This is a genomic window from Streptomyces sp. Ru62 (genome assembly GCF_002920615.1).
Lineage (GTDB): Bacteria > Actinomycetota > Actinomycetes > Streptomycetales > Streptomycetaceae > Streptomyces.
Genome location: NZ_PQSU01000027.1, coordinates 97,381 through 112,419, shown reverse-complemented (window position 1 = coordinate 112,419; position 15,039 = coordinate 97,381). Strand labels below are relative to the sequence as shown.

16 protein-coding genes are annotated in these 15,039 nt (G+C 71.6%); 9 read left to right on the top strand and 7 right to left on the bottom strand.

Features of this window, described 5'->3' with window-relative positions; all coding sequences use genetic code 11:
- Positions 1-56 precede the first annotated feature (56 nt).
- On the bottom strand, positions 57-251 hold the full coding sequence (locus C3492_RS31810; protein WP_014670942.1) for a DUF2795 domain-containing protein: 195 nt from the start codon (positions 249-251) through the stop codon (positions 57-59).
- 182 nt (positions 252-433) lie between these two features.
- Here C3492_RS31810 and C3492_RS44850 point away from each other — a divergent pair, with 182 nt between their 5' ends.
- From C3492_RS44850 to pqqB, 6 genes are all read left to right on the top strand, one after another.
- Complete coding sequence (locus C3492_RS44850; RefSeq protein ID WP_181140654.1) at positions 434-589, top strand: hypothetical protein; 156 nt, start codon at positions 434-436, stop codon at positions 587-589.
- Positions 590-598: 9 nt separating this feature from the next.
- On the top strand, positions 599-922 hold the full coding sequence (locus tag C3492_RS31805) for a DUF2795 domain-containing protein (RefSeq protein WP_103816099.1): 324 nt from the start codon (positions 599-601) through the stop codon (positions 920-922).
- 88 nt (positions 923-1,010) lie between these two features.
- Positions 1,011-2,564 carry a cytosine permease gene (locus tag C3492_RS31800; RefSeq protein ID WP_258056015.1) on the top strand — a complete coding sequence of 518 codons (1,554 nt, stop codon included), beginning with the start codon at positions 1,011-1,013 and terminating at the stop codon, positions 2,562-2,564.
- Positions 2,561-3,148, top strand: a complete 588-nt coding sequence (locus C3492_RS31795; protein WP_103816098.1) for an isochorismatase family protein — start codon at positions 2,561-2,563, stop codon at positions 3,146-3,148. The genes C3492_RS31800 and C3492_RS31795 overlap by 4 nt, the downstream gene beginning before the upstream one ends.
- 425 nt (positions 3,149-3,573) lie before the next feature.
- Complete coding sequence (locus tag C3492_RS31790; protein ID WP_103816097.1) at positions 3,574-3,972, top strand: SseB family protein; 399 nt, start codon at positions 3,574-3,576, stop codon at positions 3,970-3,972.
- A gap of 280 nt (positions 3,973-4,252) precedes the next feature.
- Entirely contained in the window at positions 4,253-5,149 is an 897-nt protein-coding gene (gene pqqB / locus C3492_RS31785) for a pyrroloquinoline quinone biosynthesis protein PqqB (RefSeq protein ID WP_258056014.1), read from the top strand.
- On the opposite strand, the gene C3492_RS31780 is transcribed toward pqqB, so the two are convergent.
- The gene (locus C3492_RS31780) at positions 5,146-5,568 is read right to left on the bottom strand and encodes a MarR family winged helix-turn-helix transcriptional regulator (protein ID WP_103816096.1); all 423 of its coding nucleotides are present in this window, start codon (positions 5,566-5,568) and stop codon (positions 5,146-5,148) included. The two genes, pqqB and C3492_RS31780, sit on opposite strands and share 4 nt — an antisense overlap.
- Before the next feature lie 73 nt (positions 5,569-5,641).
- A complete protein-coding gene (locus C3492_RS31775) occupies positions 5,642-5,992 on the bottom strand; it encodes a VOC family protein (protein ID WP_103816095.1) in 351 nt (116 codons plus the stop codon).
- Between the two features lie 460 nt (positions 5,993-6,452).
- Between C3492_RS31775 and C3492_RS31770 the strand changes: the two genes are divergently transcribed.
- Complete coding sequence (locus C3492_RS31770) at positions 6,453-6,800, top strand: hypothetical protein (RefSeq protein ID WP_103816125.1); 348 nt, start codon at positions 6,453-6,455, stop codon at positions 6,798-6,800.
- Here C3492_RS31770 and C3492_RS31765 read toward each other — a convergent pair.
- Genes C3492_RS31765 through C3492_RS31750 form a run of 4 tightly spaced genes read right to left on the bottom strand, consistent with a single transcriptional unit; the run spans position 6,781 to position 10,950 of the window.
- A complete protein-coding gene (locus tag C3492_RS31765; protein ID WP_103816094.1) occupies positions 6,781-7,812 on the bottom strand; it encodes a LacI family DNA-binding transcriptional regulator in 1,032 nt (343 codons plus the stop codon). The genes C3492_RS31770 and C3492_RS31765 overlap by 20 nt on opposite strands.
- A complete protein-coding gene (locus tag C3492_RS31760; protein WP_103816093.1) occupies positions 7,809-8,714 on the bottom strand; it encodes a carbohydrate ABC transporter permease in 906 nt (301 codons plus the stop codon). Before C3492_RS31760 ends, C3492_RS31765 begins: the two co-directional genes overlap by 4 nt.
- Entirely contained in the window at positions 8,711-9,637 is a 927-nt protein-coding gene (locus tag C3492_RS31755) for a carbohydrate ABC transporter permease (protein ID WP_103816092.1), read from the bottom strand. Before C3492_RS31755 ends, C3492_RS31760 begins: the two co-directional genes overlap by 4 nt.
- Positions 9,634-10,950 (bottom strand): ABC transporter substrate-binding protein, encoded by a 1,317-nt coding sequence (locus C3492_RS31750; protein WP_103816091.1) that lies wholly within the window; start codon positions 10,948-10,950, stop codon positions 9,634-9,636. Before C3492_RS31750 ends, C3492_RS31755 begins: the two co-directional genes overlap by 4 nt.
- A gap of 237 nt (positions 10,951-11,187) precedes the next feature.
- Here C3492_RS31750 and C3492_RS31745 point away from each other — a divergent pair, with 237 nt between their 5' ends.
- Together C3492_RS31745 and C3492_RS31740 are read left to right on the top strand one after the other, a co-directional pair.
- Positions 11,188-13,209, top strand: coding sequence for a beta-galactosidase (locus tag C3492_RS31745; RefSeq protein WP_103816090.1), 2,022 nt, complete (start codon positions 11,188-11,190; stop codon positions 13,207-13,209).
- 107 nt (positions 13,210-13,316) lie between these two features.
- On the top strand, positions 13,317-14,879 hold the full coding sequence (locus C3492_RS31740) for a glycosyl hydrolase 53 family protein (RefSeq protein WP_103816089.1): 1,563 nt from the start codon (positions 13,317-13,319) through the stop codon (positions 14,877-14,879).
- Positions 14,880-15,039 lie beyond the last annotated feature (160 nt).

Genomic DNA, 15,039 nt, shown 5'->3' with positions numbered 1-15,039 from the left:
CCGCGCGGCGGCCGGAGCGCAAGCCCCCGGCCGCCGCGCACCCGTGTCCGGTGCCGTCACTCGTTCTGGAAGACGGCCTTGCTGACCTCGGCGGGGTTCTCGAACTTCTTCTTCCCGAGGTGAGAGATCCGCTCGGTGATCTCCTTGGGGGCGTGGTTGTTCTCGGCGACCTTCCGAAGCTGGTCGGAAGTGGCCGGGTAATCCGCGCCCGACAGGGCTTTCTGCAGGTCAGGTGGGGTGATACCCGCCATGGCTCCTCCAGGCGGTGAGTTGGTTCAGGATCATCGGGCCGGCGCCGCATGCTGCGCCGGACTGGTCAGGTACCCATCCGGCGGAAGCGGATTCAGAGATTCCGCGGGTGATGGGTGCCGCGTCGCCCGGGTACCCGGGGCTCCGGAACAGCGCGCACGCGTGAGAGGACGGAGAGCATCCGATGAGCGAGAACACCCCTTCCCAGGCCGAGGGCGAACCGGAGCCGGGTGCCCCCGAGGCCGATCAGCCGCCCCGCACCACTCCGTCACAGGCGGAAGGAGCGGACCCCGCGGACGAGCAGCCGGAAGAGACCGCAGACGAGAGCGGCGACGCGTAGGGAGGCGTCATGGGCATGGCACACACCAGCGTTCCCGAGGTGCTGGACGCGCTGAAGGACGTGACCTACCCGGCGGACAAGGACCGGCTGGTCTCGGCCGCGCGGGAGGCGGGAGCCTCCGAGGAGGTCGTGAAGGCCCTGCGCGGCATCCCCGCCGAGGAGTACACCAACCGCGCGGACGTGGCGAGGTCGGTCCGGGTGGACCCGGACTCGGACCTCGGCACCAACGCCACCCAGCGGGCGGAACAGGCACGGCAGGGCGGCAAGCCGGGACTCTCCCAGCATCTGCGGGAGGAGCCGAAGACCCCGATCCAGGAGGAGTTCGACCGCTGACCGGCTGAACCGGGCTTGCTCCCGTGCCCCCGAGGGCAGACCTAGCGTGATCGAACACGTCCGGACAGGTAGGGCAGGTGGCTCGGCGATGACGCACCCGCACGACCCTCTCGACGGCGGAGCCACCGGCCCTCTGGACGGAGGAGCGACCGGTCCTGCCGACGGCGGAGCCACCGGCCGTCCCCTCCAGTTGGAGACGCACGGGCTCGACGTGATCGCGGACTCGGAGCGCCGGGGCACCCCGGGCTCCCTGTTCTGGCCCTGGTTCGGGGCCAACGTGTCCGTGCTCGGACTCAGCTACGGCGCCTTCGCGTTCGGCTTCGGCATCTCCTTCTGGCAGGCCGTCCTGTCCGGCGTGCTCGGCATCGCCGTCTCGTTCCTGCTCTGCGGCTTCGTGGCGGTCGCCGGGAAGCGCGGCTCGGCCCCCACCATGGTGCTCAGCCGGGCCGCCTACGGCGTGCGCGGCAACCGGCTGCCGTCCGTCGTCTCCTGGATGCTCACCGTCGGCTGGGAGACCGTCCTCACCGCGCTCGCCACGCTGGCCACCGCGACCGTCTTCGACAGCCTGGGCTGGGGCGGCGGCACCGAGACGAAGGCGGTCGCCCTCATGGTGGTGGCCGCGCTGACCGTCGTCGGCGGGGTCATGGGCTTCGACCTGATCATGCGGTTGCAGACCTGGATCACCGTGGTCACCGGCGCGCTCACGATCGTCTACGTCGTCCTCGTCGCCGACCACATCCACTGGAGCACGGTCGAGGCCGTCCCGGCGGGCTCGGCGCAGGAGTTCATCGGCGCGCTGGTGTTCATGATGACCGGCTTCGGCCTCGGCTGGGTCAACGCCGCCGCCGACTACTCCCGCTATCTGCCCCGCGACTCCTCCAGCCGGGGCGTGATCGGCTGGACCGCCTTCGGCGGCTCCCTGGCCCCGCTCGTCCTGCTGGTGCTCGGCCTGCTGCTGGCCGGTTCCTCCGCTGGGCTGAGCAAGGCCATCTCGGCCGATCCGATCGGGGCGCTGGCGACACTCCTGCCGACCTGGTTCCTGGTGCCGTTCGCCCTGGTCGCCGTCCTCGGTCTGGTCGGCGGCGCCGTCCTCGACATCTACTCCTCCGGCCTGGCCCTGCTCTCCGCCGGCCTGCGGGTGCCCCGCTATCTGGCCGCGCTCTTCGATGGCGTGCTGATGATCGCCGGCGCGATCTACATCGTGTTCTTCGCCGACACCTTCCTCGTCCAGTTCATGGGCTTCCTCACCACCCTCGGCGTGCCCATCGCCGCGTGGGCCGGCGTCATGCTCGCCGACCTGGCCCTGCGCCGCCGCGACTACGACGACGGCGACCTGTTCCGCCCGCACGGCCGCTACGGCGACGTCCCCCTCCGCCCGCTGGTCCTCACCCTCGCCGCCACGGCGGTCGGCTGGGGCCTGGTCACCAACAGCGCCGCGCGCTGGCTGACCTGGCAGGGCTACCTGCTGGAGCCGTTCGGTCTCGGCGGCAGGACCGGTGCCTGGGCCTCCGCCAACCTGGGCGTCCTCGTCGCCCTGGCCCTCACCTTCGTCGGCACGCTGCTCCTGGGCCGGGCCCGGGTCCGCTCCCAGGAGGCCCGGGAACCGAGCCCGGCGCTCGACGAAGGGGTGCTGAACCCATGAGCGCCGGGCACCCCGGCGCCCGGGTGCCCCGCAGGAGCCCCGGACATCTCGCCGTCATCGACATGCAGCGCGTGTTCGCCGACCCGGCGAGCCCCTGGGCCACCCCCCGGTACGCCGACGCGGCAGCCGGCGTACGGGCCCTGCTGCCGGCCTTCGCCGGCCGCGTCACCTTCACACGCTTCCTGGCCCCGGAGCGGCCGGCCGGCGCCTGGCGTGCCTACTACGACCAGTGGCCCTTCGCCCTTCGGCCCCCCGACGCCGGACTCTGGGCGCTGACCGACGAGTTCACCGGTCTCGCGGACCACGTCATCGACACCGCCACCTTCGGCAAGTGGACCCCCGAACTCGCCGGCCGCACCGGCCCGGACGGCCGGCTGGTACTGGCCGGCGTCAGCACCGAGTGCTGCGTGCTCTCCACCGCCCTCGCCGCCGCGGACGCCGGCGCCGAGGTGCTGGTCGTGGCGGACGCCTGCGCCGGCGTGGACGACGACTCCCACGTCAAGGCCCTGCAGATCATGGAGCTCTACCGGCCGCTGGTCCGGGTCACCGCCATCGACGACCTGCTCGCGCAGGCCGGGCCGTGACCGGTGTCCCGCCCGGGCCACCGGCGGTGAGCGGTCGCCCGGCGAGCACCTGGGACGGGTGCCCTCCGCGTCAGGTGCGTGCGCCCCGTACCCGGTAGCGGCCGAGCTCCCCGTCCAGCTCGACGCGAGCACCGTGGCGTACTCGTCCACGTCCTGCGGCGTCGGCGCGTCGAGCCAGGTCACGCCCGGTACGTCGTGCGGCCCGCCGATCGGGGCGCACGCGCGTGAGGGGTGATCGGCGGTACTGGTCGTGCCGCGCTCACCTGGTCGTTCCCCGGCCGTCGCCGGGTCCACCGCCTCGTCACCGGACCTGCCGCCGATCCCCACGCATGCCGGGGACCCCACCGGGTACGCGAGGCGGGAGCCCGTCCGGGCACCAGCCCGCCCGGACGGCCCGTACGACCGCCGCTACCTGGGGACCAGCCATGGAGACACCCGCACACGACGCCCAGCCGACGCCGGCCCAGCAGGCACTGGACGCGCTGGCCGAGAACGCCGAGGACCAGGCCGCCCTGGACACCCTCGCCCACAGTGACGTGCTCGTCCCCGTACCGGACGACGCGGTGGACGGAGAAGGCGCCGACGCCTCGACGGTGGCGCTGCCCGTCCTGGAACAGCCCGGGGGCGACCCGGTCGTCCCGGTGTTCACCACGGAGGGCGAGATGGCCGAGCTGCTGCCGTTCGTCTCGCGCTACCGCCTGATCCCGCTCGGCGCGCTCGCCGCCCAGTGGCCCGAGGGAGACCTCTCCCTGGCCATCGACGGCAGCTCCGCGCACGGGCTGACCCTCACCTCCCAGGGGGTACGCACCCTGCTGGCCCGGTGATCCGCCGTCCCTGAGGGACGCGGACGCTGAATCCCGGCCGTACGCCCCCACGCTGAAGCCGGGCTACGTCCCCACGCTGAGCCGGGGGACGCCCGCACGCTGAGGGCTACGCCCCCACGCCGAAGCCCGGCGCACGCCCACACACCGCGCGCACCGGCGCGCGAACAGCGAGGTGTCCCGGTCCAGGACGGCCGGAAGTGCTCCCCGGCGCCGGTGGTCACCGGCCCTTCCGGCGGGAAGATCCCAGCGGGAGACGAATCGGGCGAGCGCGAAGGAGCCGATGGTCGTGAAGGTCGTCCTGCTGGGCACCGCCGCCGGGGGCGGCTTCCCGCAGTGGAACTGCGCCTGCGCGCTGTGCGCCGCCGCCCGGGACGGCAGGCTGCCCTCCCGCACACAGGAGTGCGCCGCCGTCACCGGCAACGGCCGCGACTGGTGGCTGCTGAACGCATCCCCGGACCTGCGGATCCAGCTCGCCGCCACCCGGGCCCTGTGGCCCGGCCCCGGACCCCGGGACACGCCGCTGCGCGGCGTGCTGCTCACCGACGCCGAGGCCGACCACGTGACCGGCCTGACCGAGCTGCGCGGGGCGGCGGGCCTGAAGATCTACGCCGCGCCCCCGGTGCGCGCCGTTCTCGCCCCCGCCCGCGCCGCACTGGACCGCTACGCCCCCTGGGAGTGGGCCGACAGCCTGGCCGACGGCGGTTTCGTGCTGGCCGGCGGACTCGTGGTGACCGCCCATCCGGTGGGGGTGAAGGTCCCGAAGTACGTGCCGGACCAGGCGTCCACGGAGCCGGGACCGTGGGTGACGGCGTACCGCGTCGAGGACCTGGCCACCGGGGGAGTGCTGGTGTACGCGCCCTGCGTCGGCGCCTGGAGCCCCGTCCTGGACGGGCTGTGCGCCGAGGCCGGCTGCGTGCTGCTGGACGGCACCTTCTTCGCCGCCGACGAGATGGGCACGGCGGTGCGCCCCGGCGCCGGTCAGGCCGCCATGGGCCACCTGCCGGTCACCGGTCCGCAGGGCTCGCTGGCCGCACTGGCCCGGTATCCCGGCGCGCGCCGGATCTACACCCACCTCAACAACACCAACCCGCTCCTGGACCCCGCCTCACCCGCACGCGCGCGCGTGGCCGGATACGGCGCCGAGATCCTGCCGGACGGGACGGAGCTGGTGCTCTAGGCGGCCGGTTCTCCGGGGTGGGTCCCGCGCTGCCGGGCCAGCATCCGCCGCAGGACCGCCCGCTGCACCGGCAGTACCTCGGCGTGCAGCGCCCGGCCCTTGGAAGTGAGCGCGACCCACACCCCGCGCCGGTCCTCCGCGCACACCGAGCGCTCCACCAGGCCGTCCTTCTCCAGCCGGCCGATGAGCCGGGACAGCGCGCTCTGGCTGAGATGCACCCGGCCGACCAGGTTCTGCACCCGGCACTGGTCACCCTGCCGGGGCGACTCCGTCGCCAGGATGTCCAGCACCTCGAAGTCGCTGGCGCCCAGACCGTGCGGATGCAGGGCGCGGTCGATCTCGCACATCGTGCGCGCGTGCACCGCGAGGATGTCCCGCCAGCGTTCTTCGAGCCGGGTCTCGGCCGTCGTGCCTGCCATACCCGCACGGTAGCACCGATCCGGCCAATCGTTGAGTATGCAACTAGTACTGGGCGCGGGGGGCGTGGTGACGTCAGGCCGTCGCGTCCTGGAGCAGCCCGACGAGGTTGCCGTCGGCGTCCTTCACAGAGGCGATCAGCCGGCCGCCGCCGACGTCCTGCGCGTCCTGCAGCAGCTCGGCGCCCGCCGCCAGCAGCGCCGCGAGCCGCTCCCGCAGATCCGTCACGTGCCAGTACGGCACCGGCCCGGTCATGCCCTTGGCGTGCCCGTTCGGGTCCAGGCCGACGTCCTGGCCGGCGGCCTTGAAACCGACGTAGTACGGCTCGTCCGCGTACGGCTCGACACCCAGCAGCGCGCCGAACAGGGCCTTGGCGCGGTCCAGGTCCTTCACCGGGTAGATGATCGTCTGCAGGCCGGCGGTCATGGTGCTCACTCCTTCGAGACGCGGGATCCGACGGTCCCCCGCCGGTGCTCCCACGCTAGGGCCGGGGAGCCCGCCGCGGCTTCTCCGATCCTGACCGCTTCGGGCGGGGCCTTCTCGCCCGCACGGGCGCCACCCCGCCGCAACGCCGCACGCACACCTGGGAGCCGTACCTGAGCAGCCGTACTCATGCCGGGGAGCCGCACGCATCCGAGAGTGCCGGGATGAAGCCACTCTTCACCACACGCACCCGTGCGCCGCGCTCCGTTAGGCTCACCCGCGCCGCCGGCCGCGCGGTGCCGCTCGCCCTGTGCGCGTTGGTCCTCGCCGCGTGCGGCAGCGAACGAGAGGGCGGGGAGCAGGCGGGGAAGGACGGCGCCGGCAGCCGGTCCGTGGCGGCCCGCCCACGCCCTTGCCCACGCTGCCCGGCGCCCCGCCCGTCCCGGACGCCACCGGCTCCCCCGTGAACCCCCGTGCGGAGGTTGCGCCGAGCGGCGTCGAGAAGTGCGCGGCCCGCGCCCACGCCCGCAGGATCACCGACGCCCTGGAGAAGACGCCCGGTCCCACCCCGGACCAGGTCCAGGAAGCGCTGCGCGGCCTCGGCTACCTCGACGAACGCACGGACGGTCCCCGGCGGTCCGCCGGCGGTGTGGGCTTCACGCTCGACCTGCGGATCATGGGCGCGCACCTGTGCCTGGACGGCACCGTCACCGGCACCGAGACCGCCGTGGTGCCGTACGGCGCCTCGCCGCGGGTCAGCTGCCGGGAGGTGCGCCGGAGCGCACCCGACGTCACGTCGAGTCGCGCTTGACCAGCTCCGTCGGCAGGATCACCGCCGCCGGGTCCTCACCGCCGATCTGGGCGAGCAGCACCCGCACCATCTCGTTGCTGATCCGGTCCCAAGGCTGCCGGATGGTGGTGAGCGCCGGGGTGGCGGCGGTCGCCGCCGGCGAGTCGTCGAAGCCGCCGACGGCGATGTCCTCGGGCACCCGCTTCCCGGCCCGGTGCAGGGCCGCCAGCACCCCCTGCGCCATCAGGTCGGAGGCGACGAACACGGCGTCCATGTCCGGCGCCTGCGCCAGCAGCCGCTCCGCGCCCGCCTCACCGCTGGCCCGGCTGTAGTCGCCGGAGACGACGAGCCGCTCGTCGGCCGCGACGCCCGCCTCGGCGAGCACCTCCCGGTACCCGGCGAGCCGCTCCACACCGCCTGGGGTGTCCAGCGGCCCGGTGACCACCCCGATCCGCCGCCGCCCCAGGGACAGCAGGTGCCGGACCATGTCCCGGGCGCCGTCCCGGTCGTCGGCGGCCACGTAACTCACCTTGGAGCCGAGCCCGATCGGCTTGCCGCAGGCCACCAGCGGCACGCCCGCCTTCCGCAGCTCCTCGGCGACCGGATCGCCGGAGTGGCTGGAGACGAGCAGCACCCCGTCGACGTGCCCCGCGGTGATGTACCGCGTGATGCGCCGCCGTTCGTCCTCGGTGCCCGCGAGCATCAGCAGCAGCGGGACGTCGTGCGCGGCCAGTGCCTGAGTGCAACCGCGCAGCAGGACGTTGAAGTTGGGGTCCTCGAAGAACCGCTCCTGCGGCTCGGTCAGCAGGAAGCCCACCGAGTCGGAGCGGCCCGTGATCAGCGAACGGGCGTGCCGGTTCACGACGTACCCGGTCTTGCGGATGGCGGCGTTGACCGCCTCCTGGGCGGCGGGGCTGACGTAGTGGCCGCCGTTGAGCACACGTGAGACGGTGCCGCGCGAGACGCCTGCCTCGCGCGCCACGTCGTGGATCGTCGGCGGTCTGCGCCGGCCCCCCGCATTGCTCATGGTCATGACTTTACGGCCCCGGACAGCAGATCGAGGCTCCAGAAGCGCTGGACGACCAGGAAGAGGGCGATCAGCGGGAGCACCGCGAGGAACGCCCCGGTGATCACCAGGGTGTACAGCGCGGGCGTGTTGGAGCCCTGCTCCAGCAGTGTGTACAGACCCAGCGTGAGCGGGAACTTCTCGTCGTCGCTCAGCATGATGAACGGCAACAGGAAGTTGTTCCAGATCGCCACGAACTGGAACAGGAACACCGTGACCATGCCGGGGACCATCATCGGCAGCGCGACCCGGGTGAAGATCCGCCACTCGCTCGCCCCGTCCATCCGCCCGGCCTCCACCACATCGGCAGGCACGGCGGCGGAGGCGTAGATCCGGGCCAGGTAGACGCCGTACGGGGAGAGGATCTGCGGCAGCAGCACGGACAGGTAGGAGTCCGTGAGGTCGGCCTTCGCCAGCAGCAGGTACTGCGGGATCGCGAGGATCACCGGCGGCATCAGGACGCCCGCGAGCAGGACGTTGAACATCGTCTCGCGGCCCTTGAAGCGGTAGGTCGCCAGCGCGTAGCCGCTGAACGCCGACACGGCGGTGGACAGCAGGGCGCCGAGACCGGCGTACAGCGCGGAGTTGCCCATCCACTCCCAGTAGATCCCGCCCCGGTAGGCGTTCAGGTCCTTGAGGTTGTCGGCGAAGCCGGTGCCGGGCAGGAAGGTGAACGTGGAGAACAGCTCGTGCCCGGACTTCGTCGACGCGATCACCACCCAGGCGACCGGGAGAAGGGTGTACACCGCGCCGAGCAGCAGCGTGACCGTCGGGATCAGCGCGATCCGGCGGCGCAGCGGGGGGCCCTGCGCGGTACCCGGGGTGGTGCCGGCGGCCGGGGCCGCCTTGCGGACGGCGAGGGTGCTCATCCCGCTGCCTCCTGCTTGTTCCGGCGGTTGGCGGCCCGCAGGAAGCCGAACGACAGCAGCAGCGTGACCACGGCGATCAGCGTGGCCTCGGCCGCCGCAGAGTAGACGTCGTTCCGGCCGAAGGCGTCCTGGTACACCTTCATCAGCGGGCTCCAGGTCGTGTTGACCGAGTTGGTGAGGGGCTTCAGGGTGGTCGGCTCGTTGAACACCTGGAGGGTCGCGATGATCGAGAAGAAGAAGGTCAGCACCAGTGAGGGCGCCACCATCGGGATCTTGATCCGCACCGCGATCTGCAACGGGGTGGCGCCGTCCAGCCTGGCCGCCTCGTAGACCTCGGCCGGGATGGACCGCAGCGAGGTGTAGATGACGATCATGTTGAAGCCGGTACCGCCCCAGACCGCGATGTTCGACAGGGCGAGATACAGCGGACCGCCGTCCAGCAGGTCCGGCTGCGGCAGGCCGAGCTTGTCGAGCACGAAGTAGAACGGGCTGACGTCCGGCAGGTACAGGAAGCCCCACAGCAGCGCGGCCACCACGCCGGGGATGGCGTACGGCAGGAAGATCGCGAGCCGGGTGAACGGGGCGAGGCGCACCTTGTCGGAGTCCAGCATCAGCGCGAAGAGCAGCGCGAGGCCGAGCATCACCGGGACGACGATGCAGCCGTAGCCGAGCACGCGCAGTGCGCCGTCCAGCAGTTCGCTGTCCCGGAGGGCCCCGGTGTAGTTCTCGAAGCCGGCCCACACCTCCTTCCGGGCGCCCGACCCCAGGCCGAGGCCGGAGACGCGCACCTTGCGGAAGCTGAGCCAGACGGCGTAGCCGATGGGCAGCGCGAAGAAGAGGGCGAACAGGATCGCGGCGGGGAGGAGGAAGCCGTACGGGGCCCCCTTGACCCCGTACGACCTCCGGCTGGTGGAGCCGCTCACCGAGCGACCTCGAAGCCCTGCTTCTTCATGTCGGCGACCGTGTCGTCCTGCATCTTCCTCAGGGCGGCGGTGAAGTCCGACTTGTTCTTGGCGGCGGCGCCGAAGGCGTCCTTGAAGGAGGTGTAGGCGACGTTCACGTTCGGGCCCCACGCGGACGGCGCGGTGGTCTTCGCGATGTCGGCGGCCCTGGTGTAGAAGTCCGCTTGGTTGGAGAAGTACGCCGGCGGGTTGGAGAAGGCGCCGCTGAGCTGGGCCGAAGTGGAGGCCGGGTAGATGCCGCCCTCCTTCGCCAGCGCGTTCAGGGCGTCGTGGTCGGTGTTCAGCCAGGCCGCGAACTCGGCGGCGGCCTCCTTGTGCGCGGAGTCGGTGGTGACCGCCGTCGAGGAGCCGCCCCAGCTGCCGGTGACGTCCTGGTCGGCCGACCACTGGGGGAGCGGGGCCATGGCCCACTTGCCCTTGGTGTCCGGCGCCGCCGTGGTGAGGGTGCCGGGCGCCCACACGGCACTCACCCAGGCGATCTGCTTGCCGGTGTTCAGCGCCTTGTTCCAGGACGGGGTGTACATCGGCTGGTTGTCGATGACGCCCTCCTTGACCAGACCGCCCCAGAACTCCGCGACCTTCCGGGTGGCGGCGTCGTCGATGCCGACCTTCCACTTGTCGCCGGAGGTGGTCCACCACTTGGCGCCGGCCTGCTGGGCGAGGCCGGCGAAGAGACCGGAGTCGTTGGCGGAGAAGGTGGTCAGGTCCTTGTCCGGCGCCTTCTTCTTCAGCAGGCGGGCGGTCTCGGCGAACTGCTCCCAGGTGGTGGGGACCTTGAGGCCGTAACGCTTGAAGAGGTCCTCGCGGTAGTAGAACATCATCGGGCCGATGTCCTGCGGCACCGCGTAGACCGCGTCCGTGCCGAGGGTGGTCTGCTGCCAGACGCCCTCGGCGAACTTGCCCTTGACGTCGCCGACCTCCCCGGAGATGTCGGCGAGGGCGTCGTTGCTGACCAGCGTCGGCAGCGCCTGGTACTCGGCCTGCACCAGGTCGGGGGCCTTCTTCGCCTTGTGCGCGGTGAGGATCTTGGTGACCAGCGTGTCGCCGGATGCCTGCTTCTTCACTGTCACGGTGATCCGGTCCTTCTTCCCCGGCCCCTTGTTCCACAGGTCCACGACCTTGTCCATGCCGGGTGTCCAGGTCCAGTACGTGAGCGAGACGGGACCCGACTCGGCCTTGGTGTCGTCCCCGGAACCGCAGGCGGCGAGGGCGGTGGCGCCGAGGGACACGGCGAGGGCGGTTGTCACGAGGCGACGGCGCTTCGTGTGCGGCATGGTTTCTCCCCTGACCTGGGTCCCCGCCCGCTGCGGGGACCTGCCATGCAGATGTGCACGTTCACATGACCCGGGTGCTCGTCGCTCGGGAGCCCCCTGCCATGCTTCTGTGAGCGTTCACAGTAGAGAAACATCCCGGACACTTGTCAATGGTTGTTGCTGTGCGGTTATGTTGGGCTCGCACCGCCGACGATGTGTGTGCACGTTCCCAAATGATCGATTTCCCGGGAGAGATCCATGCCGGACACCAGCCCCAGGGGCCTCACCAGGCTCGCCTTCGGCGGGGACTACAACCCCGAGCAGTGGCCGGAATCCGTCTGGCAGGAAGACGTCCGGCTGATGCGCGAGGCCGGCGTCACGATGGTGAGCGTCGGGATCTTCTCCTGGGCGCTGCTGGAGCCGGCACCGGGGGAGTACGACTTCGGCTGGCTCGACCGGGTCATCACCCTGCTGCACGAGAACGGCATCCGCGTCGACCTCGGCACGCCCACCGTGGTGCCGCCCGCCTGGTTCTACCGGGCCCACCCCGAGGCCCTGCCGGTCACCGCCGAGGGCACGCGCTACGAGTTCGGCTCCCGCGGGGCGATCTGCCACAGCAACGCCGACTACCGCGCCGCCGCCGCGAACATCACCACCCGCCTCGCCGAGCGCTACGGCGACCACCCGGCGCTCGCCCTGTGGCACGTCCACAACGAGTACGGCGTCCCCGTCTCGGCCTGCTACTGCGAGTCCTGCGCGGACCGGTTCCGCCGCTGGCTCGCGGACACCTACGGCAGTGTCGAGGCCGTCAACGAGGCGTGGGGCACGGCCTTCTGGGGCCAGCGCTACACCGACCTCGCGCAGATCAACCCGCCCCGGGCCACCCCGACCGTCGGCAACCCGGGCCAGGCCCTCGACTACAAGCGCTTCGCCGACGCCGTCATCCGGGAGAACTTCCGCGCCGAGCGGGACATCCTGCACCGCCTCTCACCGGGCGTCCCGGTCACCACCAACTTCATGACCGCGCTCAGCCAGTGCGACTCCATGGACTACTGGGCGTGGGGCCGCGAGGTCGACCTCGTCACCAACGACCACTACCTGATCACCGACGGCCGCCGCACCCACGTCAACCTCGCGATGGCCGCCGACCTCACCCGCTCCGTCGCCGGCGGCGCGCCCTGGCTGCTGCTGGAGCACTCCACCTCGGGCGTCAACTGGCAGCCCCGCAACCCCGCCAAGGCCCCCGGCCAGATGGCCCGCAACTCCCTCGCGCACGTGGCGCGCGGCTCCGAGGGCGCGATGTTCTTCCAGTGGCGCCAGTCCCGGCGCGGCGCCGAGAAGTTCCACTCGGCGATGCTGCCGCACGGCGGCACCGACACCCGCGTCTGGCGCGAGGTGGTCGGACTCGGCGCCTCCGTGGGCGCGTTGAGCGAGATCCGGGGCACCCGCACCGAGGCCGACGCGGCCATGCTGTGGGACTGGCAGTCCTGGTGGGCGCAGAACCTCGCCTGGCGCCCCAGCGAGGACCACGACCCGCGCGAGCGCGCCGACTCCTTCTACGAGGCGCTCTACGACCGCCACCTCACGGTCGACTTCGCGCACCCCGAGGCCGACCTGTCCAGGTACCCCATGGTCGTCGTGCCGGCCCTGTACCTGATGACGGAGGCCGCCGGGAACAACGTCCGGGAGTACGTCGAGAACGGCGGCACGCTCGTGGTGTCGTACTTCTCCGGCATCGTCGACGAGCACGACGCCGTCCACGAGGGTGCCTACCCGGGCGCGCTGCGCGATGTCCTCGGGCTCACCGTGGAGGAGTTCTCGCCGCTGCTCAAGGACGAGCGGGTCCGCCTGACCGGCCCGGACGGCTCCGAGCTGACCGGGGACGTGTGGACGGAGTTCGTGGTACCGCGCGGTGCCGAGACCGTGTGGACCTACGCCGACGGGCTCACCGCGGGCCGTCCCGCCGTCACCCGGCACCGGCTCGGCCGGGGCACCGCCTGGTACGTCTCCACCCGCCTCGACGCCCAGGGCCTGGACGCGGTCATCGGCTGGGCGGCCGACGACGCCCGTCTCGCCCCGCGCGCCGACCTGCCCCGCGACGTCGAGGTCGTGCGCCGCCGCGGCGACTCGGGCAGCTACCTCTTCGTCATCAACCACACCGCCGGCGACACCAAGGTGCCGCTGGACACGCCCGGGACCGAACTGCTGACGGGCGAACACGCCATGGGCCGCCTCGCGGTCCCGGCGGGGGCCGTCCGGGTCGTACGACTCGACGGCTGAGCCGGCTCCCCTCCGCCCGCGTGTGCCACGAGAGCCGTGGGCGGAGGGGTTCTCCTCCGGTCGCACCGGAGGACACCTCCCCAGTTACGTCGAAGGGACGACGGACGATGAAGTTCCATCCCAGACGCACCATCAGGGCCCTGCTGCCGCCGCTCGCGGCCGGGCTCGCCCTCACCGCCCTGCCCGCCCCGACCGCCCAGGCCGCGAGCACCCTCACCAACGGCGGCTTCGAGTCCGACGGCACGGGCACGGCCACGCCCGCCGGCTGGTCCGAGTACGGCGACACCGGCGCCTCGTACACCGAGCCCGGTGGCCACGGCGGGAGCTACCGCCTCAGCCACTACGCGTCGTCCGCCTACAAGGTGGAGACGTACCAGTACCTGTCCGGGCTGACCAACGGGACCTACACCTTGACGGCGTGGGTCCGGTCCAGCGGCGGGCAGAAGGCCGCGTACATGTCGCTCAAGAATTGCGGCAGTGCGGAACAGCGCACCGATCTGCCGGTCTCGTCCAGTGGGTGGATACGGATCGTCACGTCGGTCAAGGTGACCAACAACCAGTGCACCATCAGCGTCAACAGTGACGCGAACGCCGGTGACTGGATCAATGTTGACGATCTCACCTTCTCATCCGGCACCACCGGTACATCCATCCATGGTGCCGACATCTCCTCCCTCGCCAAGAGCGAGGCCAAGGGCGGCGTCTACAGGACGGGTTCCGGGACGACCGGGGACGCGCTGTCCATCCTCAAGTCGTCCGGCATGAACTACGCGCGCCTGAAGGTCTGGGTGAACCCGGCCGACGGCTTCAACGACAAGGCGCACGTCCTGGCCACGGCCAAGCGCGTCAAGGCGCAGGGCATGAAGCTGCTGGTGGACTTCCACTACTCGGACAGCTGGGCGGACCCGGGGCAGCAGAACAAGCCGGCCGCGTGGGCGGGTCACACGTACAGCCGGCTCAAGACGGACGTGTACAACCACACGTATGACGTGTTGAACGCCTTGAAGGCTCAAGGCACCACCGCCGACATGGTCCAGGTGGGCAATGAGATCAATGGCGGCATGCTGTGGTCCGAGGGATCCACGGACAACTGGAGCCGACTCGCCGGGTTGATCAACTCCGGCTATGACGCCGTCAAGGCGGTCAACCCTTCCACGACGGTCGCGCTGCACCTGGCCAAGGGCGGGGACAGGGCCGGCACCGAGTGGTGGTTCGACAACGCGGTCGCGAACGGCGTCAGGTTCGACGCGATCGGCCTGTCGTACTACGGCTACTGGCACGGCCCGCTCTCCGACTTCCAGAGCACGCTGGACGACGCCGCCTCCCGCTACGGCAAGCCGGTGTTCGTCGCCGAGACGGCCTACCCGTTCCGGCTGGACAGCGACGACGCGCTCACCAACCAGATCGACACCACCGGCGAACTGGTCTCCGGCTACCCGGCGACCGTGGCCGGCCAGACCAAGTGGATGAACGACGTGGCGAGCATCGTGGAGGCCGTCCCGAACGGCCGCGGTCTCGGCGTCTTCTACTGGGAGGCGACCTGGACCGCCGTCACCGGCAACGGCTGGGACCCGGCGGACGCCACGTCCGGCAACGGCTGGGAGAACCAGGCCCTGTTCGGCTACGACGACAGGGCGCTGTCCTCCATGACGTGGTTCGGTCACCGCTGAGCCGTCCGTGTCCGGGCCCGGTCGTGCGCGGCGGCCGGGCCCTCGCCGTGTTCCGGGGCGGCGGATCCCTCCCCGGACGCACGGCCGTTCGGTACCGGACAACGGCCGCCGAGTCCCGGACGTGACGGCGTCGCCCGCGCCACAGTGGGAAGACTGCGTA